Genomic DNA, 25,507 nt, shown 5'->3' on the forward strand with positions numbered 1-25,507 from the left:
GTCGCGTTAAAATGATGACCGATTCTCAACTGATTCGGGAAATCAAGGAAGGCAACGCGGAGCTGTATTCCGAGTTGATGGCCAAGTATCAGAAGAAGATTTTGTCTTTTATTTATCATATGCTGCGCGGCGCCAAGCTTGAGATGATGGCCGAGGATCTATGCTCCGAGACATTCTACAAGGCCTACAGGAGCCTGCATTCGTTCCGCGAGGTCGACGCTTCGTTCTCTACGTGGTTGTATACGATCTCCCGGAATACGGTGCTGAGCGAGCTTCGCAAGCAGAAGGCTGCCCATATGTCGCTGGACGACTCGACTTATGTGCCGCTAGCGCCTTACGAGGCGGCGCCCGAGCAGACGCTGCTCCGCAACGAGAAGGTCGCTCTCGTACGGGAAGCGATCAACAATCTCCCCGAGAAGCAGCGGTCCGCGCTGGTGCTTCGGGAATACGAGGGACTCGATTATCAGGAGATCGCCGGCATTCTCGGACAGACGGTGAGCGCGGTCAAGTCGCTGCTGTTCCGTGCGAGAGCCAGCGTGAAGGTCCAGTTGGAAAAATATTTTCATGAGCCCGAGCCGGCCCTGATGAAGGTTTACGAGGAGTTGAAGTCAAGATGACCCTGACGTGCGGACACGTTCAGCAGCAGATGGAATCGTATTGGGAGCTGGAGGAAAACGACCCGCGGCGCCGCGAGATCGACGCGCACGTCGCGCGCTGCCCGGTCTGCGCCGCCGAGTTCCGCTGGTGGGAGGAGAGTTCGGCGCTCATCCGCGAGGTGGCGCTCGAGGAGTCCGAGTCGGTGCCCATGCAGTCCGTACAGGCGATGAACGCCAGCGTCATGAGCCGTATCTATGCGGAGGACGGCTGGCTGCTGCCGCCGGCGCGCAGGGCTTATTCGGGTACCGGGTCTTTCCGCCGAAGGGTCGTGACCATGGTCGCTTGTCTGCTGGCTTTATGCGGCAGCGGCGTCCTGCTCGCGCTGTACGATCGCCTGCACGTCGATCGCGCGCAGACGGCCGGCATCATGGAAGTCGCGGGCACCGGAGAGATGAGCGGCTCGTTCAGGATCGACATGCCCGTGTCGCGGGTGAGCGATCCGTTCGTGCTCAATTCGTCCCCGGCGATGCCCGGCTATTGGATCATGATGTCCGTGCTCGGCGTTTTGGCTGCGGTTCTGATCGTAAACTGGTATTCGAGGTTAAAAAAAGCATGAGCGGAAAATTGAAACTAGGGTGGGTACGGCACGGCGTCACGGCTTGGAACCAGGCCGGCCGCATTCAGGGCGCGACCGACATACCGCTCAGCGCGGAAGGCGAGCGTCAGGCGCTGCTGCTGGCGGACAGGCTCCGCAGAGAACCGGCGGTATGGGACGGGGTGGCTTGCAGCGATCTGATGCGCGCCCGCAGGACGGCGCAGCTCATCGCGGAGCGGCTGAATCTGCCGCTCGTCGGCGACGCCAGGCTGCGCGAACGCAGCTTCGGCGAAGCCGAAGGCACGACCGAGGAGGAGCGCGTAGCGCGCTGGGGTTCGGATTGGCGCGGCAAGGTGCCGGGCCAGGAGACGGACGCGCAGGTGCGGACCCGGGGATTGGCGTTCGTGGAGGAATTCACGGCGCTACATCCTGGAGAGAGCTGGCTGATCGTCACGCACGGAAGCTTCTTGGCCCAGATGCTTCAGGCGCTCGGGAGCGGCGTGGACGACACGCGGATCGCGAACTTGTCGCTGACGATTCTGGAGCGGGAGCAAGATGCCTGGGTGCCGACGTTGCACAATTGCACGGCGCATCTGGGAACGGTCTAAGCGGACCGTCGGATGAGATTAATATACGAGAGGACGGACGGCGCTTATTGTGCCGTCCGTCCTTTTTGATCTGCCGAGAAGCGAAGAGGACGCATCGGAACCCTCCATGAGCGCCGGTGAATGGATCGGCGTCCGCGTCGATCACGTTTAAACGCGGACCATCGCGACGATACTGTTCCTATCAGCGGTTTTAGGAGGGATCCCGGTGAATCTGGCGGAGATGCTGAGCTACGCGGACATCGCGCAGCTATCGGGCATCGCGGAAGTCTATCAATGCGAATGCAGCAGCCATTCGAAAAACGAGCTGATCCAATCGATTCTTAGCACGGTGCAGCGTCGGGAGGTGCTGGCTCAGCGCGTGGGGGAGATGAGTCTTGGCGACCTGCGGTTTCTGAACTCGCTGCTATTCGAGAAACGCGCGTCATACAGCCTCGAGGATCTGACGGCAAGGGCTGCGCTGGCCGCCGAGGCGAGGCCGGCGAAGTCGGCGGAGACCCCGGAACCGAAGCAGATCGCAGCGCCCAAGTCCCGTATAGGTCCGCCAGGCAGCGAGGCGGCCAAGCGTCCGCCAGCGGGGAGCAGAAAAAAGGGCAAGCCGCCCGAGGCGCCGCCCTCTCCGGCCGACGAGCGAAGGAGCGCCATCGCGCGGTTCAAGCGTTACGGCTGGCTGTTCGGCGGCATCACGCAGCAGACGCGGTATTTGTACCATGTGCCGGAGGACGTGAAGCGAAGGTTGTGCGACGCGATCGAGGACCGGTTCCGGGAGATCGTCGAGCACCGAGAGGAGCCGCCGGCGTATAGGGACGAGCGGGGGCTTATGGCGGCGGATCTCGCGCAGCTGCTGAAGTTCGTGAGGAATCACGATACGCCGCTCACCTCCGATGGTTACCTATATAAGAGACAATTGCAGCAAATGCTCGGCGTATGTTCCGTCCTTGAACAGCCGCCGGCGAAGTCGGCTTTCCGCTTCGGTTACGGCCGCCGGTTCAAAGAATACCCCGAACGGTTCTCGCTGCTCTACGACTTTGCCTTCTATACGGGATTGATTCTGGAGGATGAAGGCGAGCTGCGCCTGACGGACAAGGGAAGGGAGATTGCGGACGGCAAGCTGGCCAGCGATCCTTCGGAGCTGTACCGCTTCTGGCTGAAGCTGTACAAGCAGCCCGTGACGAACCTTCAAGCGCTCGCGCAGTGGGTCATGCGGCTGTCGAGGCACGCATGGGTGACGGTGCCGTCTCTCGAGGCCGCGTTGCTGCCGCTCGTGAAGCCCTACTATTTCGACTCCGAGAAGAATGTATTCGAACAACGGATGCTCGCGATGATGCTGCATCTGGGTCTCTTGAGGCTGGGAGAATCGCGGGCGGGCGAAGCCGTCGTCACGATGACGCCGCAAGGCGTAGTCCTCGTATCCGGAAGCGAGATCGGATTCGAGGAGACGCTGCCTTGGAGTTACGGCGCCGTTGACAGCCGATGAACGGCCTTGCTACAATCCTTTCCAATAGATAGGGCGGTTCCTGCTTCTGGTTTGGTCAAGCCGTCTTTAGGGAAAAGGAGAGAGCGCGATGTTGATTCGTTACGGCGATAAGTACCCGCAGCTCGCGGAGGGCGTGTTCGTGGCGGAAGGCGCCAAGCTGATCGGAGACGTGAAGATCGGAGCAGGCGGCTCGGTCTGGTTCAATGCGGTCATACGGGGCGACATGGCGGAGATCCGCATCGGCAGCAGGACGAATCTGCAGGACGGCGTCGTCGGCCACGTCAACGCCGGTCAACCGTTAATATTGGAAGACGACGTGACGGTCGGCCACTCCGCCATCGTGCACGGCTGCGCAATCGGGCGGGGATCGCTGATCGGGATGGGCGCGATCGTTTTGAACGGCGCGACGATCGGCGAATACGCGATGATCGGGGCGGGTGCGATCGTGACGGAAGGCAAATCGATCCCTCCCTACACGCTCAGCATGGGGACGCCCGCAAGGGTCGTCCGGGAGTTGACGGACCAGGATCTGGAACGGATGCGGAGGACGGCGGACCACTACGCGGCGGAAGCCGTAAAATACGCGGGGGGCGCCCGTTGACAGAGCGGCCTCCCGCAGGATCAGGGAGGGCAACCCATGGACATTAGAGTCGCATACGAGACGATGCTCGGCCTCGCGGCGGAGATGACGCTTGACGAAGCGCTGCGCAAGTACCGCAAGGAACAATTGTACGGCGAGATCGACCACGCGCTCGCGGAGGGGGATTCCGAATCGTTCCTGCGGTTGACCGAAGAGCTCAAGACGATCCTTCACTAGGGACGCGGCATTGGTTGGACAGGCGGGCTCGCCCTCACGTCGGGCCGGGCCTGTTTTCTGCTGAGCGGAGCGGCGTCGAAAAAATGGCTTGCAAGCGCGCCGCGTTCAGGTAGGATAGAGAAAGCATGCACGAAGGGAGCGGGAGCGATGAAGTTCAGCGAATTCGACGACGATAATTGGGGAGACCTGCAGCTGTACCTGGACACGGCGTTATTGCCGGTGTCGGGACTGAGCGGCGGGGAGACGCCTCCGGCCGCGGGGGCGCTCGTCGGCGCGGCGGGCGATTGGCTAGCGCCGATCGAGTCGGCGTTCAGGGGCAGGACCGTCACCTATCCCGCCCATCATTATATAGGTCCCGGCGACGAAGGACTGCTCGAGCGGCTGTGCGAGCGCCTCAGGTCCGGAGGCTTCAAGCACGTCGTCGTCGTGTCGGGCAGGGCGGGATGGGACGCGGCGAGCGTGCCGTCGGCCGATCTGTTCGCCTGCCCGGAGAGCGAAGCGGACGAGCCGGACGCTGACGCGCTGCGGCGCGCGGTGTCGGACATGTGGAAGCGCGCGGCGCAGGGATGAAGCGGCATGGCGGCGCTCTGTATAGGATCGATGGAACGGGGTATAACAAAAGCATGTTCGTCCGCGGTTAAATGTGACAAAATGACAACATTTTAGATCGCGCGATTCCGGGTTGTGTCCATTTACGGAACGGGAATTCTTGACGCTCTTTGACACGTGGGATATTATAGGTATGTCCTTGTGAACAAAAGGTGAAAGTCCGTATCGGACGCGATATTGGTGGGCAAAGGGGGTAGAAAAAATGGACCACAATCAGCAGCACGAAACCTCGCATAAGCCGATCAAGCGCAATGAAATGACAAGACGTCAATTTCTATCTTATACGCTCGGCGGTGCCACGGCTTTCATGGCGGGCGGAGCGATCATTCCGATGTTGCGCTTTGCGGTAGACCCGCTTCTGCAGAAGAAGGCTGAGACCGCTTTCGTCAAAGCGATCGAAGAGAAAGACGTGACCAAGGAGCCCAAGAGCATCGACTTCAAGGTACACCAGGTCGACGGGTGGTATGAGAGCGACCCGAAGCTCCAAGCCTTCGTGGCGAAGGGCGAGGACGGCAAGATCTTCGCATTGTCCCCGGTGTGCAAGCATCTGGGCTGCACGATCAGTTGGAGCGGCGAAGAAGCGCCGAATCAGTATCACTGCCCGTGCCACGGCGCAAGATACACCAAAGACGGCAAGAATCTCAAGGTGGCACCGAAACCGCTTGACGAATACCAAGTGAAGGTCGAGAACGGCTGGGTATATCTCGGACCGCTGGAATCGAACACTCGCGTATAGAAGGAGGGCGTCTCGTCCATGTTCAAAGGCATGTATAACTGGATTGACGAACGTCTCGATGTTACGCCGATGTGGAGAGATATCGCGGACCACGAGGTGCCTGAGCACGTTAACCCGGCTCACCACTTTTCCGCGTTCGTATATTGCTTCGGCGGATTGACGTTCTTCATCACCGTCATCCAGATCCTCTCGGGGATGTTTCTCACGATGTACTACGTACCGGATATCATCAACGCTTATTACAGCGTCGACTATCTGCAGCACCAAGTCGCCTTCGGCGTTATCGTCCGCGGCATGCACCACTGGGGCGCGAGCCTCGTTATCGTCATGATGTTCCTACATACGCTTCGGGTCTTCTTCACCGGCTCCTACAAGGCGCCGCGCGAGATGAACTGGATCGTAGGGATGCTGATTTTCTTCGTCATGCTGGGGCTGGGCTTCACCGGTTACCTGCTCCCGTGGGACAACAAAGCATACTTTGCAACCAAGGTAGGCATGGAGATTGCGGGTTCGGTCCCGTGGATCGGCGGATATATCAAGGAGTTGCTGGCCGGCGGCACGATCGTCGGTGCGCAGACGCTGACTCGATTCTTCGCGATTCACGTGTTCTTCCTGCCCGGCGTGCTGCTCACGCTGCTTGCCGCACACTTCTTCATGATTCGCAAACAGGGCATTTCCGGGCCGCTGTAAGAGAGAGGAGTGGCAAGCATTGGCACATGGAAAAGGCAATTCTAACGAGAAAATCGTCTATGTCGGCGATTCGCGCATTCGCAAGCCTCACCCGGACAAGCCGGCGCCGCCGGATTACACGGCGTTTCCCGGCAAGTCCGAAGCGTTTATCCCGAACTTCCTGCTGAAGGAATGGATGGCCGGCGTCGTCGTCCTCGTAGGCTTCCTGACGCTGACGATCGCGGAGCCCGCTCCGCTCGGCTACCCGGCGAACCCGCTCAACGGCGCGTTCATCCCGATGCCGGACTGGTACTTCCTGTTTATCTATCAGCTGCTGAAGTACCCGTACACGTCCGAGAACTACATCGTACTCGGAACGATCGGCATCCCGGCGATCATGTTCGGCGCATTGTTCCTCGCTCCGTTCCTCGATACGGGCAAGGAACGCCGCTTCTATCGCCGGCCGATCGCGGCTTCGCTCATGTTCGTGACGCTGATCGCCAGCGTCTATCTGACCTGGGTATCTTGGCACCATTATACCAAGGAGCTTGAAGCGAACGGCACCATCCCCGAGCATATCGAGCGGGAGATGAAGTCGGAGGAGCAGATCGCCGAGGGCAAGGGCCGTTACATCTACGGCAAAGAAAAGATCCCGGCGCTCGTCGAGCCGGAGGACGAAGCGTTTTCCGTCACGATGAAGGCGCAGTGTATCGCTTGCCACGGTACCGAGCTGCAAGGTCAAGTCGGTCCGATGCTCGCCGGTATCGGCGATACGTTGAGCCATGACGAGATCAAGGAGATCATCACCAACGGCAAGGGAGACGGCATGCCTTCCTTCAAGGGTACGCTGTCGGACGACGAGATCGACAAAGTCGCGACTTGGCTCGCCAAGCAGAAGGTAGCTGCAGAATAAGATTTACTTACAAAAGGCCTGACCGGCATGGTCAGGCCTTTTCCACATTTTGACGATGTCGCGAGGTGCTAAATGGAGCTTAAGCTATTGCTGTCGCGCCGATTTTTGACGCAGAATTCAATGATGTCGCTGCTCATGGCGTTCTATGTATTCGGAACGATCTACGGGTATTATTGGTACAAAAATCAGCTCGTCGAAACGCAGCTTACGCACCCGGCTTGGCATCTGCCGTTCGTGCCGGACAGTCCGACCGCTTCGCTGTTCTTCACGATCGCCGCACTGTGGCTGTGGATCGCGCCATCCGGCAGAGGAGGCGGCTTCGCGAGGGGCGTCCGAGGCGTCATCGAAGCGCTGGCCGTCGTGACGTCCATTAAATACGGCGTGTGGGCGACCGTCGTGATTTTCGCCAGCGCCGCTTATGGCAGTCCGATCGTATGGCAGGATTGGATGCTGATCGTCTCGCATCTGTCCATGGCGGCATGCGCCGTCGCGTATGGCCGGTTTTTTATCTACGGGCTCGGCGCGCTGTCGATCGCCGCCGCATGGACGCTGTTGAACGACATCGTCGACTATACATACAACGTCTATCCCAGCCTGCCTCAAGCGCTTGACGAACGATTGTTGGGCGTTGCGATCTTTACGTTCGCGATGACGGTGATCAGCGTGGCCATCGCAGCGGTCATCGCGATCGCTTACAGGATCGCTGACCGGCAGAAGCGGCTCCCGCTGCGCTGACCGTGGTCTAAACGTGGACATCCCTACATACGTTGTACGGGAGGGATGTCCATGATGAAGTACGGTCTAAGCGTCCGGTTGGCGCGCCGCGTGCTGGCGGCCGCCTTGTTGATCCTGTGGCTGGAAGCCTGGATCGGCGGACAAGCCGCCTCGGCTGACGGCGCCGCCTCCCCGCGGGATTCGATCGAACCGTTCCGGCTCGCGGCCGAGAGTCTGTACAGATCCGTCGGCGAAGGCGATCCGTTAGTCGTGCTGCGAAAAGTAAGAGAGGCCGAGGAGGCGTTGATGGCCGTCCCGGCTCAGGCCCTGCCCGCGGCGGAGAGCGCCTCGGCGCTGGCCGGCGGCATGGAGCGGATGCGGCGCGCGGTGAGCGCGCTGTCGCCGGACGAGCATGAAGTATACGACGCGTCCGCGTCGCTGAGGCTTGCAGCAGATGCAGTATCGCCGAGAGGACAGGGTTTGTGGCTGGAGTACCGCAGGCTGATGCGGGAGGATGCGGCTAGCCTAGGCGCGGCGATCAAGACCGCCGACAGCCGGACGAGCAGGGAGGCGCAGGAGAAGCTGGCTTCGCTGAAGGGTCATTACGAGCTGATCCGGACGGCGGCGGTCGCCGCGGGGAAAAAGGAAGAGGTAGACCGCGCAGATGCCGTATTCCGCTATGCGGGACGCGTTCTCGCCGCCGCCTCGCCGGATCCCGCGCTCGCGGCCAGACTAACCCCGCAGCTCGCGGAGACCGTCGAAGCGCTGTTCCCGCCGGCCGCCGAAGCGCCTACATCGGGTCCGCTTGCCGCGGCTCCGCCCACAGGCTTTCTCTCCGTCATCGGCGCATTCATCTTGACGGTGCTGACCTACTCCGGCTGGCGCAAGTACCGGGACGAGAGTCGGACTAAATAGCCAAGCCTACGCTTCCTTGAAGCCTTCGCCGACCACGTCGTGCACGTCGGCGATCACGATAAAAGCCTGTCTGTCATGTTGACGGACAAGGCTTTTTAATTTGCGTACCTCGAAGCGGCTGACGACGCAATAGACGGCCATCCGCGCTTCGCCGGAATACGCGCCGACCGCGTTCATCAGCGTCACGCCGCGTTCGAGCTCTGTCGTAATCTGCATGGCCAGCGTCTCCGGCTCCCGGCACAGGATCGTGAAGGCTTTTGCCGCATAGGCGCCCTCCTGCACGAAGTCGATGACCCGCGAGGCGATGAAGACGCTGACGAGCGTATAGAGCACCTTTTCCTTTGGAATAAAGATCAGCGACGTGCCGAGGACCACGACGTCCATGATCAGAATAAACTGTCCCATGCTGATGCCGCCTCGGCTGTTGGCGATCCGCGCGATAATGTCCACGCCGCCCGTCGTGCCGCCGGAGTAGAAGACGAGCCCTAATCCCGCACCCAGCGTCACGCCTGCATAGAGGACGACCAGAATGAAGTCCTGCTGCGTCGTAAACGGCGTAATCCAGCCTTGATCGACCAGCGCTTGCCAGAGCCACAAGAAGCCGGACAAGGACAACGTGCCTCCGAACGTGTATATCATCGCCCGAAAGCCGAGCTTGCGCCACCCGATCCAGAACAAAGGGAGATTGAGAACAAGCGTCGTAATTGACGCGGGCAATCCGGTCGCGTAGAAGAGCAAGATGCCCACCCCGGTGACGCCGCCTTCCATGAGGAGGTTGGGGAGGATAAAATAGACGATCCCGAACCCGTATATCGCGGTGCCGAGCAGCAAAATGCTCCATGTGCGAATCGAGGCCCACAGCTTTTGCCGATTCATGCGCAAGACCTCCATGCTGAAATTCATTTGATTTTTGCCGACATCTTAAGCTAACATAAGAAGAAACCGATGGAAAGGACCGTAGCCGTGGCTGATTCCAAAATCGCGGACCTTGCGCTGGCGGAGCGGAACCTCTCCGATATCCAGCGGGACGTCGACGCCTATATCTCGCAGTTCAAAGAAGGATACTTCTCCCCCCTCGCGATGCTTGCCAGACTGACCGAAGAAGCGGGCGAGCTGGCGCGGGAGGTCAATCACAAATACGGCGAGAAGCCGAAGAAGGCGGACGAAGCCGACAATTCCATCGAGATGGAGCTGGGCGACGTCCTGTTCATCGTCCTGTGCTTCGCCAACCGGGAAGGGATCGATCTGACCCGGGCGATCGCGCGCGTCCTGCACAAGTTCGGCACGCGCGATGCGGACAGATGGACGAAGAAGAGCACGGATACCCCTTAAGTTCATATGCTGTATCATCCCCAATTCGAGGAGGATGGTACATGTGACGGAAGGGGAAAAATGCTTGCGCCGCGCCTACGAAGCCATCCTGGCCTCGGACTTCGAATCCGCGGTCGATTGGTTCGCGCAGGCGGTGGAAGCGGAGCCGGATAACGCTTCTTACTATTATAAGGGTTCCATCAGTCTCGCGCGCAGCGGCAAGCTCGAAATGGCGCTCGATTATGCGCGCAGCGCGGTGCGTCTCGCTCCGGACGAGGCCGATTATCGGCTGCATCTCCGGCTGGTCGAGGGACGCAAGCTCGCCCGGCAGGCCCGCGCGCTGCTCGCGAAGCCGCAGCCGGAGCCGGACACGGCGATCGAGCTGCTGCGGGAAGCGGTCGTGCTCGATCCGCTGGACGCGGGCGCGTATCTGCTGCTCGGCATCGCATGCCGGCTCGCCGGCGAGTACGACAGGGCGATCGAAGCCCTGCGCGCCGCCAAGGAGATGAATCCGATGCTTGCGGAGGCGGGCAGGCTGCTGCGCGAGACGAAGATGGACCGCGCGCGGCGTTGGCGACTGATTTATACCAATCATACTAGACGAAAGAACAGGTGATAGCGGATGTCGCAGCTAATCAAAGTCGCCGTTGCCGGCGCAGCGGGCAGAATGGGACGCGAAGTGGTGAAAATGGTGCTGGAGGATCCGTCGCTCGCGCTCGCGGCGGCGATCGGCCGGTCTGCCTCCGGCGAGGATGCGGGCCGGCTGGTCGGCATGCCCGAAGCCGGCGTAGCGCTGACCGACGATCTTGAAAGGGCGCTCAAGGACAGCCGGCCGGACGTCCTCGTGGACTTCACCAATCCGAAGTCCGCCATGCCGAATACGATGACGGCGCTCAAGCTGGGCGTTCGTCCCGTCGTGGGCACGACCGGTTTCACGCAAGAGCAGATGGAACAGATCGACCGCGAATGCCGCGAGCGGAATATCGGATGCCTGATCGCTCCGAACTTCTCGATCGGCGCCCTGCTGATGATGAAGTTCGCGGCCGAGGCGGCCAAATATATGCCCCATGTCGAGATTATCGAGTATCACGGGGACCAAAAGCTGGACGCGCCGTCCGGCACTTCGATCAAGACCGCCGAACGGATCGCGGAGACGCGGCGCGAGCTGCGCCAAGGCAATCCTGAAGAGGAAGAAGTGATCGAAGGGGCGCGCGGCGGCTACTTCGGCGGTTTCCGGATACATAGCGTGCGGCTTCCGGGCGTATTCGCGCAGCAGGAAGTGATATTCGGCGGCCACGGCCAGACGCTGAAGATTAGGCACGACAGCTACGATCGCGCCGGCTATATGCCAGGGGTGGCCACGGCCGTGAAGAAAATGATGAACGTGACCGGACTCGTATACGGTTTCGAGCACCTGCTGGACTAAGCGCAACGCAAGAACCCATACTTAAATATCCCGCTCCCGGGAGAGGAGACGCGGCACTACCATGCTGAATATCGCTTTGATCGCCCACGACCGCAAGAAAGAGGAAATGGTCAACTTCGCCATCGCCTACGAGCATGTATTCAAGCCTCACAAGCTATACGCTACAGGCACGACCGGCACGCGGATCATGGAAAATACCGCGCTGCAGGTTCACCGGTTCGCGTCCGGTCCGCTCGGCGGCGACCAGCAGATCGGCGCGATGGTCGCGACGAACGAAATGGATTTCATCATTTTCTTAAGAGACCCGTTGATGGCGCAGCCGCACGAGCCCGACATCATCGCGCTGCTCCGTCTCTCCGACGTGCAGGGAATTCCCGTAGCGACGAACGTCGCGACGGCGGAGCTGCTCGTTAAATGCCTGGAACGCGGCGACTTTGCGTGGCGCGAGCTTGTGCACAAGTACAAGCCCGGAATCGACGAATGATCGACGATGCGAAGCTCGACCTGCTCGTGTTCGCCGCGCACCCGGACGATGCGGAGATCGGGATGGGCGGCACGATCGCGAAGGCCGCGCGCGCCGGTCAGCGCGTCGGCATGTACGATCTCACCTATGCGGAGATGTCGTCCAACGGAGACCCGGATACCCGGCAGCTTGAGGCTGTGCGCGCGACCGAGCTGCTCGGATTGACCGTTAGAGGAAATCTGGGGCTGCCGGACCGTGGGCTTCGGCCTGGCACCGAACAGGCGGACAAGCTGGTGGAGGTCATTCGCCGGCACCGGCCTCGCGTCGTGTTCGCGCCGTATTTCGAGGATCGCCACCCGGATCACGCCGCCTGCAGCCGGCTCGCCGAAGAAGCGGTCTTTAACGCCAAGCTGCGCCGATATATGCCGAGTTCGGATGCTTGGACCGCGGAGGCCTTCGTCTACTATTTCATTAACGATATGCACGCGCCTCGGCTCGTCGTCGATATTACGGAGTACCAAAGCTTGAAAATGGAGGCGCTATCCGCCTACCGGTCCCAGTTCGCGCCCATGGACGAGACCCGGGATTGGGTACCGACGCCGCTAACGGCGGGATACCTGGACCATGTCGCCGCGCGCGACCGGCTGTTCGGCGCGCCGCACCGGCTTGCTTATGCGGAGGGTTTTATTCCCAAAGGCCCGTTGCTGGTCGGCGGATTCTAGATTCGTAAGACGGCTCGGCGCGCGGCATGCTATAAAGCGACGGGACCGCCGACGTTTCATCGAGGCAATATATACGGTATGGCATACGATGACGCATATAACCCGGTTGTCCGATCCTCCAAGGAGAAGGCGCCGCGTACGCTCGGGAAGAAGGGATTCGCGATGAACAGACCGCTTAAGATCGGTATTACCTGCTATCCATCGCTCGGCGGATCGGGCGTCGTGGCCACCGAGCTCGGCAAACTGCTTGCCGAGAAGGGGCACGAGATTCACTTCATTACGCAGAGCATGCCCTTCCGTCTGGGCAAGTTCCAGCGCAACATTTATTACCACGAGGTAGAGGTGTCCGATTACTACGTCTTCCGGTACCCGCCCTACGATCTCTCCCTGGCAAGCAAGATGCATCAGGTGGCGAAGCTCCAGCAGCTCGACCTGCTGCATGTGCATTACGCGGTGCCGCATGCGATCTGCGCTTTTCTGGCCAAGCAGATGTCCGGGGGCAAGCTCAAGATCGTGACTACGCTGCACGGCACGGATATTACGGTGCTCGCCCAGGACGAAACGCTGAAGGATATCATTCGCCTCGGCATCGGATCCAGCGACGCGGTCACCGCCGTCAGCCGCGATCTGATCCGCGAGACGCAGGAGCTGCTCGACATCCAGAGTCCGATCGAGCTGACCTACAACTTCGTGGACAAGCGCGTTTATTACCCGCGCGAGGTGTCGGATATGCGCAAGGACTTCGCGGAGCCGCACGAGAAGGTGCTGATGCACATCTCCAACTTCCGTCCGGTCAAGCGCACATCGGATGTAGTGGATATCTTTGCGAAGGTGAACGCGGCGCTGCCGTCCAAGCTGCTGCTCGTCGGCGAAGGACCGGACCTGCCCAAGATCCAGGCGAAGATTCAGGCGATGGGACTTGAGCACCGCGTCCATTATCTGGGCAAGCAGGACGACGTCGCCGAGGTGCTGTCGCTCGCGGATCTCGTGCTGCTGCCGTCCGAAAAAGAAAGCTTCGGGCTCGTCGCGCTCGAAGCGATGGCATGCGGGGTGCCCACGATCGGCTCTACCGCCGGCGGCATTCCGGAGCTCGTCGTGAGCGGCGAGACCGGCTTCTTGGCGCCGATCGGCCACACCGCGGAGATGGCCGAGCATGCCGTGCGGCTGCTCTCCGACGAAGCGCTGTACGCGCAGTTCAGAGAAGCGTGCCTGATTCGATCGCGCACGCAATTCTGCAACGATCTGATCACGGCTCAGTACGAGCAGATCTACTACAATGTACTGGGCATTCCGGCCCGGATCGCGGAGCCGGCCTGCGAATACAACTGATAGGGGAAGCGCGTGAATATAAGAGCGGCTGTTCGCTGCGGAGCCCGCGTGGAGGAGATCGGTATGGTCGGTACGATGACGTACGAAGGCGCGCAGTGGAATGCCGGTCTCGAGGTGCTGCATGCGCTGGTTCAATCGGGCGAAGAGGCCTACTTCGTCGGCGGTTGCGTCCGCGACGCGCTCCTCGGACGCCGGGCCAGCGATATCGACATTACGACGTCAGCTGCGCCGGAGCTCGTCATGCGGCTGTTCCCCGACGCGCTGCCTACCGGGCTCAAGCACGGCACGGTGACGGTTCGGCGCGCGGGCTTTTTTTTTGAGGTGACGACGTTTCGGCAGGAGGCGGGCTACAGCGACGGGCGCCGTCCGGACGAGGTGTTTTTCGTACGCGACGTCCGCGAGGATCTGGCCCGTCGCGACTTCACGATCAACGCGATGGCCGCAGGCGCGGACGGCGGAATCGTCGATCCGCTCGGCGGCGTGACGGACCTTCGCGCGAGCGCCGTGCGCGCGGTGGGCGAGCCGGCGCAGCGGTTCGGCGAGGATGCGCTGCGGATCGTCCGCTGCGTGCGGTTCGCGGCCGAATTCGGCTTCGCCGTGGACGGGCCGACCTGGGCGGGCGTGCTCGCCTGCCGGGACAAGCTCGGGCTCATCGCGATGGAGCGCATCGGCGCGGAGCTGGACAAGATGTGCGCGGGCCAGGATCCGGGGCGCGCATTCGGACTGCTCCTGGCGGCGGAGCTGCCGGAGCGCTTCAAGGCGCCGCTGCCGGGCACATGGCTGGCGGGGCTCAGGCTCGCCGCCCGGGAGACGGAGGGAGTCTCCCGCGGCGACCGCGCGGATGGCGGAAGCGACCCAGGGGAAGGGCGCGGGCTCGCGCGTTATGTACCGATTCGCGCGGACGCGGATCTGCGGTGGGCTGCCCTATTGCTCGCCGGCCGAGCTTCGAAGGCAGATGCGGAGGATGTGCTCCGGCGGCTGCACTTCGCGTCCAAGCGAATGAAGCGGGTCGCCGCCGTTATTGGACTCCATGCGGGACTGGATGCGGGATCCGAAGAGGAGTCCCTGCGCCGCAGTTGGACGCTGGCCGTGCTCGATTACGGTACGGAAGCGGCTGCGGACTGGCTCCGGCTGTTCGAGGACGGCGCCGTGCGCGAGGCGCACGGCATTCCGGAAGCGCTGCGCTCGGCTGCGCCAGGCTGGACTGCGGCGCTGCCGGCGGCGAGGATCTCGGAGCTGGCGATTCGCGGCGATGAGCTGGCGGCCTTATCGGGCGAACCGGCGGGACCGTGGATCGCCATAGCGCTGCGGGAGCTGCTCGAGCAGGTCGCGCTCGGTGCGTTGGCGAATGACGCGCAGTCGCTGCGCGAGGCGTTTATGCGGAAACGTCGGGCGACCTGAGCGGCCTCGCCTCTCGTAGTGAAGGCGATGGGCGGAGTCAGGCGTGCTCGAGCGTCAACGCCTCTCGTAGTGAAGGCGATGGGCCGGATCACGCTCGTCCGAGCGCCAATGCCTGTTATAGTAGCGTTACCCATAAGGAGGCGAGCATCCAATGGAACAATCGCAGCTGCTCGCGCTGCTCGAAGGCAAGCGCGAGCAATTCGTGTCCGGCGAGGAGATTAGCCGGTTGCTGGGCGTTAGCCGGACAGCGGTCTGGAAGCACATCCGCAAGTTGGAGGCCGAGGGCTTCGGCATCGAGGCGGTGCCGCGCAAGGGCTACCGGCTGACCGGGAGCCCGGCCCGGCTGAACGCGGTAGAGCTTCAGAGCAAGCTCGGCACGGCCGCATTCGGCCGGCATCTGCATATCCGCGAGACGGTCACGTCGACGCAGGACGTGCTGCGCGAACTCGCGGAGGCAGGCGCGCCGGAAGGCACGCTCGTGATCGCCGAGCGTCAGGACAACGGTCGGGGCCGCATGGGCCGCGCCTGGGTGTCGCCGCCGGGACGGGGCATATCGATGAGCCTGCTGCTGCGTCCCGGGGTGCCGCTGCATCTGGCGCCTCAGCTCACGCTCCTGTCCGCCGTGGCGCTGTGCCGCAGCCTAAGCCGGGAAACGGGGCTTGCGATCGGCATCAAGTGGCCGAACGACCTGCTCGTGGACGGCCGCAAGATCAGCGGCATCCTACTGGAGTCCGCGGCAGAGGACGAGCGCCTGCGCTACGTGGCTGTGGGATTGGGGATCGCGGTGAACTTGGAACCGGAAGACTACCCGGAAGAATTGTCGACGCGCGCCGTATCTCTGAAGATGGCGGCGGGCAGATCATTCGACCGCGCTTCCCTCATCGCGGCCGTGCTGCTCGAATTCGAACAGCTCTATGCGGTGTATCAGGAACGCGGCTTCGAGCCGATTCGCATTTTGTGGGAGACCTATTCGGTGACGTTGGACCGGACCGTGTCGCTGAATGCGGGGCAGGGCTTTTTCGAAGGCGTTCCGCGCGGACTCGACGAACACGGCGGCCTTCGGGTGGAGCTGCCGGATGGGGGCGTCCGCACGATCTATTCGGCGGAGATCGGAGATGCGGCACCGCTGCCTGGCGCCGGCGGCCGTTAGCGGCCGCATGCGCCTCCGCATCGGGGATCGTTCTCGTTTACGGACGTCGCTCCTTCTGCTATAATATAACTCTCAGGCGGTATCATCATGAACCGCACTGGGAGACATGCTACTTATACGATGACTTATCGCGCAAGTCCGAAGAACCGAATAACCGTGATGATTCGCGGCGGATTCTGCTCTGAGCCCAAGGGACCGAGACAGAAGGACGTGAAGCGTTCCTGCTGAATGGACACCTTCTTTGCTCATGGGCAAACGAAGGTTTTTTTGCGCGCTCGGACGGCTGGCCGCCCAACAGGAGGGAGAGCTTTCACATGAATCAACCTTTAACGCCGCCCAAACTGAAATCGATGAAAGCGCACGGTTCGCCGATCGCCATGGTGACCGCCTACGATTATCCGTCGGCCCGACTGGCCCAGGAGGCGGGCGTAGACGTCATCCTCGTCGGCGACTCGCTCGGCAACGTCGTACTCGGCTACGATACGACCGTGCCGGTGACGCTGGAGGATATGATTTATCACACGAGAGCCGTCGTGAGAGGCGCTCCGCAGACGATGATCGTGACAGATATGCCGTTCGCCACCTATCGGGGGAGCAAGGACCAGACGCTGCGCAACGCGGCGAGGCTGATGCAGGAGGGCGGCGCGCATGCCGTGAAGCTCGAGGGCGGGGCGGACCTCGCGGAAGAGGTCGCGCTGCTTGTCTCTGCGGGCATTCCCGTGCTGGGCCATCTGGGCTTAACGCCGCAGTCCGTATTGCAGATTGGCGGTTACAAAGTGCAGGGACGCGACGACGCCGAGGCCGAGAAGCTGCTGGCGGACGCCAAAGCGCTCGAGCAGGCCGGCGCCATGGGCGTCGTGCTCGAGCTCGTCGTCGAGCCCGTCGCTTCCGCCGTATCGCGGGGGCTCTCGATTCCTACGATCGGTATCGGCGCCGGCCGAGGCTGCGACGGACAGGTGCTCGTCTATCATGACTTGATCCGTTACGGTTCGGGCATTCGCGACAAACGGTTCGTGAAGTCATACGCCGACGTCGGCGAGACGATCCGCGCCGCCGTTTCCCAATATGTGAACGAAGTGAAAACCGGGCAGTTTCCCGATGAAAGCCATGCCTTCCCGATGCAGGCGCAGCCCAAAGAGGCGCCGACGACTAAATTGTACGGAGGGGAATCCCAATGACGGCATCCGTGACTTCGGCGCCGGCGATCGTGCGCACGATCCCGGAAATGCGCAAGGCGATACGGGAGTATCGCTCGCAGGCGAGCCCCGGCGCGACGGTCGGCTTCGTGCCGACGATGGGCTTTTTGCACGAGGGTCATGCGAGCCTCATCCGCCGGTCTAATCTCGACAACGGACTGACGGTGCTCAGCATTTTCGTCAATCCGCTGCAATTCGGTCCTAACGAGGATTTCGAGCGGTACCCTCGCGACGAATCCCGGGATCTGGAGGTCGCAGCCGCGGCCGGCGCCGACATCGTATTCCTTCCGAGCGTCGAGGAGATGTATCCGCGCCGCACGGCCACCCAGATCACCGTAGCCGGCGTCACCGAACGCCTCTGCGGCGCCAGCCGCCCCGGTCACTTCGACGGCGTCGGCGTCGTCGTGACCAAGCTGTTCAACATCGTGTCGCCCGACCGGGCCTACTTCGGCCTGAAGGACGCCCAGCAGGTGGCCGTCGTCGAGCGCATGGTGCAGGATCTGGACCAGCCCGTCGAGATCGTTCCTTGTCCGATCGTGCGCGAGGCGGACGGCCTGGCCATGAGCTCCCGCAATGTCTACCTCTCGGCCGACGAACGGCGCGAGGCGCTCGTTCTGTCCCGTACGCTCGCCCAGGTGCCGGCTTGGATCGCTTCGGGCATGACGGCCGAGCGGCTGGAGGCGGCCGTGACGGCGGGCATCTCGGCTTCGCCGCTGGCCGTGATCGACTACGTCGAGGCTTTGACCTATCCGTCGCTAACTCCGCCTGCCGCTGACGTCCCGCTCTCCGACGCGGACGAGCGGCTGATCGTCGCCGTAGCCGTCAAGTTCGGGCGTACGCGCCTCATCGACAATATACTCATTTCCGTACCGGAGGCGTAACGATATGCTAAGACAAATGATGAAGTCCAAGCTCCACAGGGCGACGGTAACCGAAGCCAACCTAAACTACGTCGGCAGCGTGACGATCGACCAGGACCTGCTGGAGCTGGTGGATATATTGCCGGATGAAAAGGTGCAAATCGTGAACAACAACAACGGCGCCCGGTTCGAGACCTACGCGATTCCCGGACCGCGCGGCTCCGGGGTCGTCTGCTTGAACGGCGCCGCCGCGCGCCTCGTGCATCCGGGCGACAAGGTAATCATTATCGCTTATGGCTATATGGAGAACGAAGAAGCGAAGCGCCACAAGCCGCGGGTCGCCATTCTGGACGAGGATAACCGCGTCGTTCAAATGATGGCGGAGGAGCCTCATTCGACCGTCGTCTGAAGCGTATGAAAGGCCCCCGGCAAACGCAGAATGAGCAGTACAATTCGTCTGCGAATGGGGGCCTTCTTTCGTGATTCAGCCTTTTTTCTCCGCCATGAACGACGTGTTGGACGAGATGATCGAACGTTATCCGAATTCGTCGCCGGAAGAAAAGTTGACGCTGGAAGAACAATGGAACGTGTTAAAATCGATGAGTGATGATATCATTGAGTCATGGCTGGCGCTCGAGGAAAAGATGGGCGATTATAGGCGGCAGTGTCAGAATGCCGGCGCTCCCGCCCAGACGGGGATGCCGGCGACGCCCGCAGAATGGCCCGCGCCGTTCGTCAAGGGACAAGGTTACTTCAAGCTCCACATGTATCGCGAGTGCGCCTGCCAGTTCGAGGAGCTGCTCTCGCGGTATGCCGAATGGTCGGTGGCGCGACTGTACCTGGCGATGAGCCGGATGCATCTGGGCGAGTTCGTCGAGGCTCAACGCCATTTCCAATTGGTGGCGGGCACGGCTGACGAACCCAGGCTGCAGGCGATCGCCTTTAATGCGATGGGATGCGTTCAAGCGGTTCAGGCTAATTTGTCGCAGGCGCAGCTCTATTTCCGCAAGGCGATGGAGCTCGATCCCGGCTTCGCGGATGCCCGGCACAACCTGGACGCCTGTCTCAGCGACGCGGGCAGCGTACAGCTCTCCTTCGGCAGCGCGGAGCTGACGGCGCTCGTGCCCGGGTAACCGTCTCGCGCAAAGCGCCGATGCGCCAGGCGTTACGTCGGGCATGCCGAGGCGGTTGACGGAGGCGACCAGCAGGAAAGGAAGTCATGCATGAAATTCGCGGTACTCGACTTCGAGACGACCGGAACGTCGTCCCAGAACGATGAAATCATACAAATCGGCATCGCGGTCGTAGACGATACGGGCGCGGTGTCTTCCGTATATCAGTCGCTCGTGAAGCCTTCGCGCCCGATACCCGCGTTCATCACGAGCCTCACGGGCATCGGGGACGCGGACGTCGCGGATGCGCCCGGAATCGAAGACGCGGCAGCCGAGATGGTGCCGCTGCTTCATGATGCCGTGCTCGTCGCCCACAACGCGGGCTTCGACGCCTCCTTTTTGCAAGCCGCTCTCGACCGGAGCGGCTATTTGCCTTACGCGGGCCGGGTGCTCGACACCGTCGACCTGGCGAGACTCGTGTTCCCGTTCTTGCCCTCGTACAGGCTCACCGCGATCACGCACAGCCTGGGCATCGCCCATGACAGGCCGCATCAAGCCGACAGCGACGCCCTCGCTACCGCAGAGGTGCTGACGGCATGCATCGGCAGGCTGCGGGCGCTGCCGACGCTGACGCTCGAGCGGCTCTGCGAGCTGGCCGACGGCGAACGCAGCGATCTCGGCTGGCTGCTCGCTTCGCTGCGGGCCGAGCGGGATACGACCTGGTTCGAGGAGCCGGCCGGCTACCAATATTACCGCCAGTTCGCCATGCGGATCGCGGACTGGACCGACGACGACGCGGACCGCGAGGCGCAGCGCCAGCAGGCGGAGCGGGAGCTGTCGGGACTGTCGTTCGAGGCTTACCTGGACACCGTGGCGAGCCGAATGGAGGAGCTGTTCCCGGGGTACGAGCCGAGAGAAGGCCAACGCATCATGTACGACGAGGTGCATCAGGCGCTGTCGGACGATTCGCACCTTCTGGTCGAGGCCGGCACGGGGACGGGCAAGTCGCTCGGCTATCTGCTGCCCTCCCTTTATTATGGTTTAAAAGAAAATAAAAAAATCGTCGTGACCACGCATACGATTCAGCTGCAAGAGCAGCTGCGCCAACGAGATCTGCCGCTGCTGCAGGACGTGCTGCCGGTTCCGTTCAAGGCGGCCGTGTTCAAAGGACGGAGCAACTACATGTGCCTGCGCAAGTTCGAGCAGCAGATGCAGACGCCGGCGTTCGCGCTGTCCCGCGAAGAGGTCGTGGCGCGCGGGCAGCTGGCCGTATGGCTCTCGGAGACGGAGCGCGGCGAAGCCGAGGAGCTGAACCTCGGCAGCCGGTCCAAGGAAGAATGGAACGCCGTCGCGAGCGATGCGGATTCCTGCCTGAACCGGCAGTGCCCCTGGTTCCGCAAGTGCTTTTACCACAGGGCGCGCCAGGACGCGCTCAAGGCGGATCTCATCATCACGAACCACGCGATGGTGTTCACGGACATGCGCGCGGAGCACCGTCTGCTGCCGTCGTACGACAGACTCATCGTCGACGAGGCGCATCATATGGAAGAGGTCGCGAGCAACCATCTCGGGCGCCGGATCGGATACGGCACGCTGCCTTCCGCGCTCGCGCGGCTCGCGAAGGATGCGAGGACGGGACAGCTGCCGAGCCTGATCTCGCAGCTGACCGGGACGGCGGAGAGCGCCAGCGGCACCTGGGCGGAGAAGCTGGAGGAGCTGCTGCCGCGCGTGCAGGAGCTGCGGGAATCGTGGGAGCAATGGACGGACAGGCTGTACGCGCTGCTCGCCTCGGGCGCGGCGGCCGACGAGACGGGCGGTCTCAGTTACCGGCTGAAGCCCGACGCGATGCCGCGCGACTGGGAGTCGATCCGCGTGGACGGCGACAATGTCGTGCTGCGGCTCTCGGATCTCGTGAGGCCGCTGGAGAAGCTGCTCGCTGAGATTCGCGACCGGAGCGAGGAGCTAGTCCTGCAGAGCCTCATCACCGACATGAACGGCTCGGTCAAGGAACTGTCAGGCGTCCGGAACGACCTGCAGTCCTTCGTGTCGATGTCCGAGGCGGAGTGCGTCTACTGGATCGAGGGGCATACGCAGTACAAGAGCCGGTCGCTCTGGATGTATATCGTGCCGGCGGACGTAAGCGGACTGCTGAAGGACGGCTTGTTCGGGCAAAAGGAAAGCATCGTCCTCACGTCGGCCACGCTGACGGTAGATAAATCGTTCCAGTACGTCAAGGAGCAGCTCGGCCTCGACGAGGCGGAGCAGCAGGGGAGACTGCGCACCGCGCAGCTGCCTTCTCCGTTTAATTACCGGCAGCAGGCACTGCTGCTCATCCCGCGCGACTTCCCTTCGATCAAGGGAAGAGACGGAGAGGCCGCGTTCCTGCAGGCCCTCGCGGCTTCGCTCGCCGAGGTGGCCACGGAGACCCAGGGCCGCATGCTCGTACTGTTCACCTCTCACAAGATGCTGAAGACGGTGTACGAGCCGCTCAAGTCCGCGCTAGCGCCCGCGGACATTCAGGTCCTCGGGCAGGGCATGGACGGCAGCAGCCGAAGCCGGCTCACGAGTCAATTCATGGAGCAGCCGCGCTCGGTCCTTCTTGGGACGAGCAGCTTCTGGGAGGGCGTCGACCTGCCCGGCGACGCGCTCACCTGCCTCGCGATCGTCCGCCTGCCGTTCCAGCCGCCGAACCATCCGGTGACCGAGGCGAAGAGCGAGCGTCTGACCGCGCAGCGCAAAAATCCGTTCATGAAGCTGTCGCTGCCGCAAGCAGTCATCAAGTTTAAGCAAGGCTTCGGGCGTTTGGTGCGCACCGCATCGGACAAGGGTATCGTCATTTTGTACGATACGCGCGTCATTGACACGAGCTACGGCAAGTACTTTCTATATTCGCTGCCAGGCCCCAAGATGGAGCATCTGCCGCTCGCGGGTTTGGTGCCGCGGGTGCGGGAATGGCTGCGGCCGCTTGAACCGGCGGCGGCAGAGACCGCTGCGGTCGCGGAGCCATCGCCCGGCGGCGAAGCGCCGACGGGAGCGCAGGGCTCCGATGCTGCCAAGCCCAAGCCGGCGCGAACGAAAAAGACGAAGAAGGAACCAGATGCCGTGGAAGGGGAGGTCTCCATTTGAAGCAAATGAGAATATCGGAGGCTGTCGTCAGGCGTCTCCCGATCTACCTGCGTTATCTGAACGAGCTCAGCATCAGCGACGTCCAGACCGTGTCGTCGCAGGATCTCGGCGAGAAGCTCGATCTCAATCCCGCCCAGATCCGCAAGGATCTCGCTTACTTCGGCGAATTCGGGCGCAAGGGCGTCGGCTATAACGTCGGCTATCTCATCGAGAAAATCAGGCATATCCTAAACCTGGACCGGCCGATTCACGTAGCGCTCGTCGGGGCGGGCAATCTTGGCAGAGCGCTCTGCAATTACAATATGTATCTCAAGGATAATATGAAGATCGTCTCCGTGTTCGACGACGATCCGGCCAAGAAAGGCGTCGAGATCGGCAACCTGACGGTCAATCCGATCCAGTCGCTGCCCGCGGAGGTTCGAGACAAGGGAATCTCGATCGGCATCATTACGGTGCCGGCCAGCGAGGCGCAGAAGGTGGCCGACCGGTTCGTCGAGGCGGGCATACGGGCCATCCTGAACTTTGCGCCGACGGTGCTGAAGATACCGGCCGGCATCCGCATTCACCATGCGGACTTCACGAGCGACCTGCTCAGCCTGGCTTATTATATGGATCATGACCAAGAGGCGGACGGAGCCGAAGCGCCCGGTTCGCCTGGGGATAACGAAGGAGCGGAATCATGAAACGTTGGCTGATCGAGAACGGAATTTTCGCCGAGCTATCTATGGAGCGCCAGACCTTCGAAGGCTGGATGTCCATCGAGGGAGGCTATATCGCCGCGTCGGGCGAAGGCGAAGCGCCGCCGGAGATTCGCGACGCCGCGGAGGAGATCGTGAACGGCAAGGGACTGTTGTTCCTGCCGGGACTCATCAATACGCACGGCCATGCGGCGATGTCCCTGCTGCGCGGTCTGGCGGACGACCTCGTGCTGCAGGATTGGCTCGAGAACCATATGTGGCCGATGGAAGCGAAGTTCACCGGTGACGACGTTTATTGGGGCACGTCCCTGGCTGCGGCGGAGATGATCCTGAGCGGCACGACCACGTTCGTGGATATGTACGATCATATGGACAAGGTCGCCGAGGTCGCCTCGCAGGCGGGTCTCCGGGCGACGCTGACGCGCGGCGTCATCGGCCTATGCCCGCCCGACGTCCAGACCGCTAAGCTGAACGACGCCATCCAGTTCGCCAAGGAATGGCAAGGCGCCGCAGACGGCCGCATCCAGGTGATGATGTCTCCGCATGCGCCGTACACGTGCCCGCCCGATTATATCGAACGGATCGTAGCCGCCGCCCATGAACTCGATCTGCCGCTCCATACGCATATGTCCGAGACGGCTGCGGAGGTCGCGCTTAACGTCAAGCAATACGGCGCGCGTCCGGTCGAACATCTGGACAAGCTGGGCTTCTTTTCCCGCCCTTCGCTCGTGGCCCACGCCGTTCATCTGAACGACGAGGAGATCGCGCTGCTCGCAGAGCGCCGCGTCGCCGTCTCCCACAATCCGGTCAGCAACCTGAAGCTGGCCAGCGGCGTGGCGAGAGTGCCGGATCTGCTGCGCGCGGGCGTCACCGTGTCGCTCGGCACGGACAGCGCGGCGAGCAACAACAATCTCGACCTGTTCGAGGAGATTCGTCTTGCCGCGCTGCTGCACAAGGGCGTGTCGGGCGATCCAACGGCCGTGCCCGCCGCGGAGGCCCTGCGCATGGGCACGCTGTACGGCGCGCGCTCGATCGGGCTCGGCGACGCGATCGGCAGCCTGCGTCCCGGCTTCAAGGCGGATATCACCGCCGTATCGATCGACAAGCCGCACTTTTTTCCGCGTACCGACTACATCTCGCATCTCGTGTACGCGGCGAGCGGCGCCGACGTCGCGCACGTATGGGTGGACGGTCGTCAGATCCTGCGCGGGCGCGAGCTGCTGACGCTGGACGTCGGGCGTATCCGTTATGAGGCGCAGCGGTGCTTCGAGAGGCTCCGCGGATGACGCCGAGCCGCATCTCCGAACGGAGGCGCCATTCGGCGTGGACCGGTTGGAGGCTGACGCTCGTCATCGCCGGCTTCCTCGTGTTCGTCGCGGTCGTATTCGCCGTGTTCGTGCGGAGCGCCGATGCCGATTACCGGGGGGAAGAGCGGAGCGCGATCGCCAGAGCCAAGCAGGAAGCGGGACTCACCGAGATCGAAGGCGCCTCCAAGCATGTGTGGGAGGAGTCCGTCTGGGTCGTTCGGGGCAAGGACGCGGCTGCGACCGAGTGGTTCGTGTGGCTGCGCGAGGACGGTTCGGTCAAGGAGAAAGCGGAGGACGGTCTGGACGAAGCCGCCGCGGCTGCGCGTTTCCAAGCCGATCATCCCGGGAAAAAAATCGTTCGTCAGCTGCCCGGCTGGTTCGCCGGACAACCCGCCTGGGAGATTCGGTACATAGACGATCCCGCTTCGAAAAGACAAGCGATCCTATTCTATTCTTTTAAAGACGGGTCTCAGCTCAAAACGTACAGTTTAATCGGATAGCGTATATGAATATGTAATCGACAGACCTGTGCCTCGCGGCGCAGGTTTTTTTATGATGTAAGCTGGCGTTTACGGCGCGTAAAACGCGACCATTCATCGGCAGAACCTTATCTTTACCCGCCAAACAAATATTTGACACAACTTTTTATGCATTCTTGTATATTTAGTATATCAAATTATGATATACTAGCTGATGTATTGTTGATGCAGCGAGAATTGATTGATCATTATAACCCTATTAAAGGAGGCCAATGCCTAA

General features: G+C 61.9%; 29 protein-coding genes. 28 read left to right on the plus strand and 1 reads right to left on the minus strand.

Annotation, left to right across the window (positions count from 1 at the left end):
• Positions 1 to 14 precede the first annotated feature (14 nt).
• From PQG80_RS15745 to PQG80_RS15800, 12 genes are all read left to right on the plus strand, one after another.
• A complete protein-coding gene (locus tag PQG80_RS15745; protein WP_271752534.1) occupies positions 15 to 617 on the plus strand; it encodes an RNA polymerase sigma factor in 603 nt (200 codons plus the stop codon).
• Positions 614 to 1,213, plus strand: coding sequence for an anti-sigma factor family protein (locus PQG80_RS15750; protein ID WP_271752353.1), 600 nt, complete (start codon positions 614 to 616; stop codon positions 1,211 to 1,213). The genes PQG80_RS15745 and PQG80_RS15750 overlap by 4 nt, the downstream gene beginning before the upstream one ends.
• Entirely contained in the window at positions 1,210 to 1,800 is a 591-nt protein-coding gene (locus tag PQG80_RS15755; protein ID WP_271752354.1) for a histidine phosphatase family protein, read from the plus strand. Before PQG80_RS15750 ends, PQG80_RS15755 begins: the two co-directional genes overlap by 4 nt.
• 205 nt (positions 1,801 to 2,005) lie before the next feature.
• Complete coding sequence (locus PQG80_RS15760) at positions 2,006 to 3,274, plus strand: hypothetical protein (protein WP_271752355.1); 1,269 nt, start codon at positions 2,006 to 2,008, stop codon at positions 3,272 to 3,274.
• Between the two features lie 88 nt (positions 3,275 to 3,362).
• Positions 3,363 to 3,875: a gamma carbonic anhydrase family protein gene (locus PQG80_RS15765; protein ID WP_271752356.1), complete on the plus strand. Its 513-nt coding sequence runs from the start codon at positions 3,363 to 3,365 to the stop codon at positions 3,873 to 3,875.
• A 36-nt stretch (positions 3,876 to 3,911) separates the two neighbouring features.
• Positions 3,912 to 4,091, plus strand: a complete 180-nt coding sequence (locus tag PQG80_RS15770) for an IDEAL domain-containing protein (RefSeq protein WP_271752357.1) — start codon at positions 3,912 to 3,914, stop codon at positions 4,089 to 4,091.
• A gap of 147 nt (positions 4,092 to 4,238) precedes the next feature.
• Positions 4,239 to 4,661: a DUF2487 family protein gene (locus PQG80_RS15775; protein ID WP_271752358.1), complete on the plus strand. Its 423-nt coding sequence runs from the start codon at positions 4,239 to 4,241 to the stop codon at positions 4,659 to 4,661.
• A 241-nt stretch (positions 4,662 to 4,902) separates the two neighbouring features.
• Entirely contained in the window at positions 4,903 to 5,436 is a 534-nt protein-coding gene (locus PQG80_RS15780) for a Rieske (2Fe-2S) protein (protein ID WP_271752359.1), read from the plus strand.
• Between the two features lie 18 nt (positions 5,437 to 5,454).
• Positions 5,455 to 6,126, plus strand: coding sequence for a menaquinol-cytochrome c reductase cytochrome b subunit (gene qcrB, locus PQG80_RS15785; protein WP_217597518.1), 672 nt, complete (start codon positions 5,455 to 5,457; stop codon positions 6,124 to 6,126).
• 19 nt (positions 6,127 to 6,145) lie between these two features.
• A complete protein-coding gene (locus PQG80_RS15790; protein ID WP_271752360.1) occupies positions 6,146 to 7,018 on the plus strand; it encodes a menaquinol-cytochrome c reductase cytochrome b/c subunit in 873 nt (290 codons plus the stop codon).
• Positions 7,019 to 7,090: 72 nt separating this feature from the next.
• Positions 7,091 to 7,753, plus strand: a complete 663-nt coding sequence (locus PQG80_RS15795; protein WP_271752361.1) for a DUF1405 domain-containing protein — start codon at positions 7,091 to 7,093, stop codon at positions 7,751 to 7,753.
• Positions 7,754 to 7,804: 51 nt separating this feature from the next.
• The gene (locus PQG80_RS15800) at positions 7,805 to 8,647 is read left to right on the plus strand and encodes a sporulation protein YpjB (protein WP_271752362.1); all 843 of its coding nucleotides are present in this window, start codon (positions 7,805 to 7,807) and stop codon (positions 8,645 to 8,647) included.
• 6 nt (positions 8,648 to 8,653) lie between these two features.
• Here PQG80_RS15800 and PQG80_RS15805 read toward each other — a convergent pair whose 3' ends face one another.
• Positions 8,654 to 9,523, minus strand: a complete 870-nt coding sequence (locus tag PQG80_RS15805) for a YitT family protein (protein ID WP_271752364.1) — start codon at positions 9,521 to 9,523, stop codon at positions 8,654 to 8,656.
• A gap of 87 nt (positions 9,524 to 9,610) precedes the next feature.
• On the opposite strand from PQG80_RS15805, the gene PQG80_RS15810 reads away from it, so the two are divergent.
• From PQG80_RS15810 to PQG80_RS15885, 16 genes are all read left to right on the plus strand, one after another.
• Positions 9,611 to 9,979, plus strand: coding sequence for a nucleotide pyrophosphohydrolase (locus tag PQG80_RS15810; protein WP_432432760.1), 369 nt, complete (start codon positions 9,611 to 9,613; stop codon positions 9,977 to 9,979).
• A gap of 43 nt (positions 9,980 to 10,022) precedes the next feature.
• Positions 10,023 to 10,574, plus strand: coding sequence for a tetratricopeptide repeat protein (locus PQG80_RS15815; protein WP_271752365.1), 552 nt, complete (start codon positions 10,023 to 10,025; stop codon positions 10,572 to 10,574).
• Positions 10,575 to 10,580: 6 nt separating this feature from the next.
• Positions 10,581 to 11,384, plus strand: a complete 804-nt coding sequence (gene dapB, locus PQG80_RS15820; protein WP_271752366.1) for a 4-hydroxy-tetrahydrodipicolinate reductase — start codon at positions 10,581 to 10,583, stop codon at positions 11,382 to 11,384.
• Positions 11,385 to 11,445: 61 nt separating this feature from the next.
• Positions 11,446 to 11,868 carry a methylglyoxal synthase gene (locus PQG80_RS15825; RefSeq protein WP_271752367.1) on the plus strand — a complete coding sequence of 141 codons (423 nt, stop codon included), beginning with the start codon at positions 11,446 to 11,448 and terminating at the stop codon, positions 11,866 to 11,868.
• The gene (gene bshB1, locus PQG80_RS15830) at positions 11,865 to 12,569 is read left to right on the plus strand and encodes a bacillithiol biosynthesis deacetylase BshB1 (protein ID WP_271752368.1); all 705 of its coding nucleotides are present in this window, start codon (positions 11,865 to 11,867) and stop codon (positions 12,567 to 12,569) included. Before PQG80_RS15825 ends, bshB1 begins: the two co-directional genes overlap by 4 nt.
• 162 nt (positions 12,570 to 12,731) lie before the next feature.
• Positions 12,732 to 13,898 carry an N-acetyl-alpha-D-glucosaminyl L-malate synthase BshA gene (bshA, locus tag PQG80_RS15835; protein ID WP_271752369.1) on the plus strand — a complete coding sequence of 389 codons (1,167 nt, stop codon included), beginning with the start codon at positions 12,732 to 12,734 and terminating at the stop codon, positions 13,896 to 13,898.
• 63 nt (positions 13,899 to 13,961) lie between these two features.
• Positions 13,962 to 15,299 (plus strand): [cytidine(C)-cytidine(C)-adenosine (A)]-adding enzyme, encoded by a 1,338-nt coding sequence (locus PQG80_RS15840; protein WP_271752370.1) that lies wholly within the window; start codon positions 13,962 to 13,964, stop codon positions 15,297 to 15,299.
• Positions 15,300 to 15,450: 151 nt separating this feature from the next.
• Positions 15,451 to 16,449: a biotin--[acetyl-CoA-carboxylase] ligase gene (locus PQG80_RS15845; protein ID WP_271752371.1), complete on the plus strand. Its 999-nt coding sequence runs from the start codon at positions 15,451 to 15,453 to the stop codon at positions 16,447 to 16,449.
• Positions 16,450 to 16,763: 314 nt separating this feature from the next.
• Positions 16,764 to 17,627: a 3-methyl-2-oxobutanoate hydroxymethyltransferase gene (gene panB, locus PQG80_RS15850; RefSeq protein ID WP_271752372.1), complete on the plus strand. Its 864-nt coding sequence runs from the start codon at positions 16,764 to 16,766 to the stop codon at positions 17,625 to 17,627.
• A complete protein-coding gene (panC, locus tag PQG80_RS15855; protein ID WP_271752373.1) occupies positions 17,624 to 18,526 on the plus strand; it encodes a pantoate--beta-alanine ligase in 903 nt (300 codons plus the stop codon). Before panB ends, panC begins: the two co-directional genes overlap by 4 nt.
• A 4-nt stretch (positions 18,527 to 18,530) precedes the next feature.
• The gene (panD, locus tag PQG80_RS15860) at positions 18,531 to 18,914 is read left to right on the plus strand and encodes an aspartate 1-decarboxylase (RefSeq protein ID WP_271752374.1); all 384 of its coding nucleotides are present in this window, start codon (positions 18,531 to 18,533) and stop codon (positions 18,912 to 18,914) included.
• A gap of 70 nt (positions 18,915 to 18,984) precedes the next feature.
• Positions 18,985 to 19,638, plus strand: a complete 654-nt coding sequence (locus PQG80_RS15865; protein WP_271752375.1) for a tetratricopeptide repeat protein — start codon at positions 18,985 to 18,987, stop codon at positions 19,636 to 19,638.
• Positions 19,639 to 19,728: 90 nt separating this feature from the next.
• The gene (gene dinG / locus PQG80_RS15870) at positions 19,729 to 22,743 is read left to right on the plus strand and encodes an ATP-dependent DNA helicase DinG (protein ID WP_271752376.1); all 3,015 of its coding nucleotides are present in this window, start codon (positions 19,729 to 19,731) and stop codon (positions 22,741 to 22,743) included.
• Positions 22,740 to 23,426, plus strand: coding sequence for a redox-sensing transcriptional repressor Rex (locus PQG80_RS15875; RefSeq protein WP_271752377.1), 687 nt, complete (start codon positions 22,740 to 22,742; stop codon positions 23,424 to 23,426). Before dinG ends, PQG80_RS15875 begins: the two co-directional genes overlap by 4 nt.
• Entirely contained in the window at positions 23,423 to 24,727 is a 1,305-nt protein-coding gene (locus tag PQG80_RS15880) for an amidohydrolase (protein ID WP_271752378.1), read from the plus strand. Before PQG80_RS15875 ends, PQG80_RS15880 begins: the two co-directional genes overlap by 4 nt.
• The gene (locus tag PQG80_RS15885; protein WP_271752380.1) at positions 24,724 to 25,248 is read left to right on the plus strand and encodes a cell wall elongation regulator TseB-like domain-containing protein; all 525 of its coding nucleotides are present in this window, start codon (positions 24,724 to 24,726) and stop codon (positions 25,246 to 25,248) included. Before PQG80_RS15880 ends, PQG80_RS15885 begins: the two co-directional genes overlap by 4 nt.
• The last annotated feature ends 259 nt before the right edge of the window (positions 25,249 to 25,507 follow it).

It is taken from the genome of Cohnella rhizoplanae, from assembly GCF_948329515.1.
GTDB lineage: Bacteria > Bacillota > Bacilli > Paenibacillales > Paenibacillaceae > Cohnella > Cohnella rhizoplanae.